General features: G+C 71.1%; 5 protein-coding genes. 3 read left to right on the top strand and 2 right to left on the bottom strand.

Translation table 11 applies throughout. The features are described 5' to 3' along the window. Positions 1-816 (top strand): 2-C-methyl-D-erythritol 2,4-cyclodiphosphate synthase (ispF, locus tag AC1DVT_RS18250; RefSeq protein WP_477390580.1); only part of this gene is annotated, 816 nt, incomplete at its 5' end. Positions 817-822: 6 nt separating this feature from the next. Here ispF and AC1DVT_RS18245 read toward each other — a convergent pair. Further along, positions 823-1,284: a GNAT family N-acetyltransferase gene (locus AC1DVT_RS18245; RefSeq protein ID WP_477390578.1), complete on the bottom strand. Its 462-nt coding sequence runs from the start codon at positions 1,282-1,284 to the stop codon at positions 823-825. A 2-nt stretch (positions 1,285-1,286) separates the two neighbouring features. After that, complete coding sequence (locus AC1DVT_RS18240) at positions 1,287-2,225, bottom strand: DMT family transporter (protein WP_477390576.1); 939 nt, start codon at positions 2,223-2,225, stop codon at positions 1,287-1,289. A 77-nt stretch (positions 2,226-2,302) separates the two neighbouring features. On the opposite strand from AC1DVT_RS18240, the gene cysS reads away from it, so the two are divergent. Next, positions 2,303-3,754 (top strand): cysteine--tRNA ligase, encoded by a 1,452-nt coding sequence (gene cysS, locus AC1DVT_RS18235; RefSeq protein ID WP_477390574.1) that lies wholly within the window; start codon positions 2,303-2,305, stop codon positions 3,752-3,754. Further along, positions 3,754-4,507 (top strand): TrmH family RNA methyltransferase (locus AC1DVT_RS18230; protein ID WP_477390572.1); only part of this gene is annotated, 754 nt, incomplete at its 3' end. The genes cysS and AC1DVT_RS18230, both read left to right, overlap by 1 nt.

The following is a 4,507-nucleotide window of genomic DNA, read 5'->3' as shown; positions in this document are numbered from 1 at the left end:
GATGCGGGCAGCGTCGGAGCCCTGCCGGTGCTGCCGGTCATCGATACGATCAAGCGCGTCGCAGACGCGGTGGTCGTCGAGGCCGTCGACCGCGCCGAGCTCGCGGCCGCGCAGACTCCGCAGGGCTTCCGCCGCGACATCCTGGATTCGTCGTATCGCGCGGCGGATCGGGACTACACCGACGACGCGGCCCTCGTCGGCGCGGCCGGCCACACCGTGGCGGTGGTCGACGGCGATGCGCTGGGATTCAAGATCACCACCCCGGCCGACCTCGAGCGGGCGCGTTCGCTCGTCGCGACCGCACCGATCGCGCGGGCGACGGTCGGACTCGATGCCCGCCCCGCGCACGCCCGGGTGGGACTCGGCACCGACGTGCACGCGTTCGGCGGTGACGGCGCGCTCTGGCTCGCCGGCCTGGAATGGCCGGGCGAAACCGCGCTGTCGGGGCACTCGGATGGCGATGCCGTCGCGCACGCGATCGTGGACGCGCTGCTGTCCGCCAGCGGTCTCGGCGACATCGGCACCCACTTCGGCACCGATCACCCCGAGTACGCCGGAGCGCACGCCGACGTGTTCCTCGCGCGCACGCTCGGGATCCTCGGCGAGGCCGGGTGGCGGGTGGGCAACGTGTCAGTGCAGATCCAGGCGAACCGGCCGCGGTTCGCGGCCCGCCGTGCCGAGGCGGAGGCGGCGCTCTCGGCGGCCCTGGGCGGAGCATCCGTCTCGATCGCCGCCACCACGACCGACGGACTCGGCTTCACGGGCCGCGGGGAGGGCGTCGCAGCCTTCGCGGTGGCGCTCGTCGAACCGGCCTGAGAGCGGTCAGAGCGTTCGCGTCATGAAGACCGAGAACGGGTCTTCCGCATACCCCTCGAACGGGCCGCACGGCACGAAGCCCTCGCTCACATAGAGCCGCTGCGCCGGCACGAAGTCCTCCGTCGCCCCGGTCTCGAGCCACAGGCTCGTCATGCCCCGAGCGCGGGCCTCCGCAACGATGCGCCGGAGGATCGCGCGTCCGACGCCCAGCCCGAGGAAGCGATCGTCGACGCGCATCGACTTGAGCTCGCCCCGCTCGGCGTCGATCTCCTTGAGCGCGCCGATCCCGGCGAGCTCGCCGTCGATCCAGGCCGACCAGAACGTGATCGCCGGATGCCGCAGGCCGTCCGCGTCGAGGGCGTGGACGCTCTCCGGCGGTGACGAATCGCGCATGCCGTCGAGATGACGGGCGATGAGCGCGCGGGTCGCCTCCCCGGCGAGGTCGTCGATGCGGATGTCGATCACCACGGTCACCCCTCCACGGCGAACGGGCTGGGATCGCGCGGCGACCGCGAACCCCAGGCGAGCAGGGCGAGGCCGAGGCCGAGCACGACCAGGCCGGCGATCGCCAGGGCGCTCRGCCGCTCGTCGAGCACCACGATGCCCAGGATGCTGGCGGTCAGCGGCTCGCCGAGCGTCAGGGTCGCCGCTGTCGCCGCGGTGAGGCCGCTCAGGCCCCACGTGAAGAGCACGTACGCGATCGAGATCGTCGCCAGCCCGAGCCAGAGCGCCATCGCGAGCCCGGCAGGCGTGGCCAGCCAGGACAGGTCGACGAAGGGCAGGACGCAGGCCATGATCACGGCGGAGGACGCCCCCATCGCCCCGACGACGGTGAACGGGTCCCAGCCGTCGTCGAGCAGCCGGCGCTGCGTGTTCGCGATGACCGCGAAGCTCGCCGCCGCACCGAGGGAGCCGAGCAGGCCCAGCGGATCGGTGCCGGCGGGGGCATCGGCCTGGCCGCCCATGCCGAGCATGACCACTCCGACCGTCGCCACCGCGGTTGCGGCCATCCATGCCGCGCTCGGCCGCCGGCGCGTCAGCCCCCACTCCAGCACCCCGGCCATGATGGGGGCCGCGCCGAGTGCGACCACCGTGCCGACCGCGACGCCGTTGCGCGCGGTGCCGAGAAAGAAGAGCGGCTGATACAGCGCGAGGCAGGCGCCGGTGAGCACCATGAGCAAGAGCGGTCGAGCGCCGAATCGGGGCCGGGCAGCGGCATCCGGATGGGCGTCGGTCTTCGCGTGGTGGCGGCGCGCCAGCACGAAGGCGATGGCGGCGAGACCAGTGCCGCCGATCACGAGCCGCACCGCGCCGACCGACAGCGGGGTGGTGCCTTCGGGTCCGAGAGCCTGCGCCGTGCCGGTGGTGCCGAACAGCAGCGCGGCGACGAGGACGGCGATCACATGCATCCCTCAGTTCTACCCTTCGACAGGCTCACGGACCGACGCACAGGGGCCACGCATGACCCCGCCGGTAGGCTGGTGCGGTGACGGTTCGGCTCTATGACACCAAGGCGCAGGCGCTGCGCGACTTCGTGCCCCTCGACCCCGAGAACGTCACGATCTACGTGTGCGGTCCGACCGTGCAGTCCGGTCCGCACATCGGGCACCTGCGCGGCGCGCTGAGCTTCGACATCCTGCGCCGCTGGCTGGGACATCGCTTCGACCGCGTCACCTTCGTGCGCAATGTCACGGACATCGACGACAAGGTGCTCGCCAACGCGACGCCGCAGGAGCCGTGGTGGGCGCTCGCGTATCGGATGGAGCTCGAGTTCTCCCGCGCGTATTCCGCGATCGGCATCCTGCCGCCCACCTACGAGCCGCGCGCGACCGCGTCGATCCCGCAGATGCAGGAGCTCATCGCGCGCCTCGTCGAGGCCGGGCATGCCTACCCTTCGACAGGCTCAGGGACCGGCGATGGCTCAGGGACCGGCAGCGGCGACGTGTACTTCGACGTCCGCTCGTGGGCGTCGTACGGCGAATTGACGCGCCAGTCGCTCGACGCGATGGAGCCCGCCGCGGATGCCGACCCGCGTGGCAAGCGCGACCCTCGCGACTTCGCGCTGTGGAAGGGCGCGAAGGCGGATGAGCCCGAATCCGCAGTCTGGGACTCGCCCTGGGGCGCAGGGCGTCCGGGCTGGCACATCGAGTGCTCGGCCATGTCGCGCCGCTATCTCGGTGCCGAGTTCGACATCCACGGCGGCGGACTCGACCTGCGGTTCCCGCATCACGAGAACGAACTGGCGCAGTCCGCGGCCGCCGGCGATGGGTTCGCCCGGTACTGGGTGCACAACGGACTCGTCACGGTCGGCGACCAGAAGATGTCGAAGTCGCTCGGCAACTTCCTGCTGGCCGAGGACGTGCTCGGCCAGCGCGATCCGCTGGTCGTGCGCTACGCGCTGGTCGCGGCGCACTATCGCTCGAACCTTGACATCACCCCCTCGTCGTTCGACGAGGCGGAGTCTGCCCTCGACCGCATTCGCACCTTCCTCGAGCGAGTCACCCGTGCTGGCGAGTTCGGTTGGTTCTCGTACGGCAACGACGACTTCGCCGCGGCGCTGGACGACGACCTCGGCGTGCCGCAGGCGCTCGCCGTCATTCACGCGCGGGTGCGCGAGGGCAACACGGCACTGGATGACGGTGACCTCGAGACCGCTCGCATGATTGCCGGCGAGGTGCTCCTGATGACGGGCGTGCTCGGCATCAATCCGCTCGACCCGCAGTGGACGTCGACGGATGCCTCGGCCGAGGCATCCGTTCTCGACGATCTTGTGCAGACGATGATCACCCAGCGCGCCGATGCGCGCGCGACCAAGGACTGGGCGACGGCCGACCGTATCCGCGATGCGATCGCGGCGGCCGGCATCACCCTCGAAGACACCGCCGACGGCACGCACTGGACTCTCTCCGGTGCGCAGTCGGCAACGAAGGAGAACTAATGGCCGGCAGCAAGCCTGGGCGTCCCGGCGCCAGCAAGGGCAAGAAGGGTCCCCTCAAGGGCACCGGAGGCAAGAACAAGCGATCCCTCGAAGGTCGTGGGCCGACGCCCAAGGCCGAGGATCGCGCGTGGCACCCCGCCGGCAAGCGGAAGGCGGCCGCTGAGCGCTACGCCGCCGCCGGCGGCAAGGGCAGGCCAGCGGGCCAGGCGCAGTCGCGCCCGCGCGCTGCAAAGAAGGACGACGACACCGAAGTGGTGACCGGCCGCAACTCGGTGATCGAGGCGCTGCGCGCCAAGATCCCCGCGACCGCCTTCTACATTGCGCAGCGCGTCGAGATGGACGACCGGGTCAAGGAGATGCTGTCGATCGCGACCCACCGGGAGATCCCGGTGATGGAGGTCACGCGGCCCGAGCTGGACCGCATGGCGGGCTTCGACGGCGTGCACCAGGGCGTCGCGCTCAAGGTGCCCCCGTACGAGTACGCGCACCCGCAGGACCTGCTCGAGAAGGTCATCGACCGCGGCCAGACGCCGCTCTTCGTCGCACTCGACGGCATCACCGACCCGCGCAACCTCGGCGCGATCATCCGGTCCACTGGTGCGTTCGGCGGACACGGTGTGATCCTGCCGCAGCGCCGTTCCGCGAGCGTCAACAGCGCCGCATGGAAGACGAGCGCCGGTGCAGCTGCCCGCATTCCGGTCGCGATCGCCCCCAACCTGACCTCGACGCTCAAGGAGTTCAAGAGGCAGGGGG

The organism is Microbacterium sp. P2_F9 (genome assembly GCF_056403635.1).
Note: the sequence above shows the minus strand (reverse complement) of the source record. Positions and strands in the feature narration are given on the sequence as shown.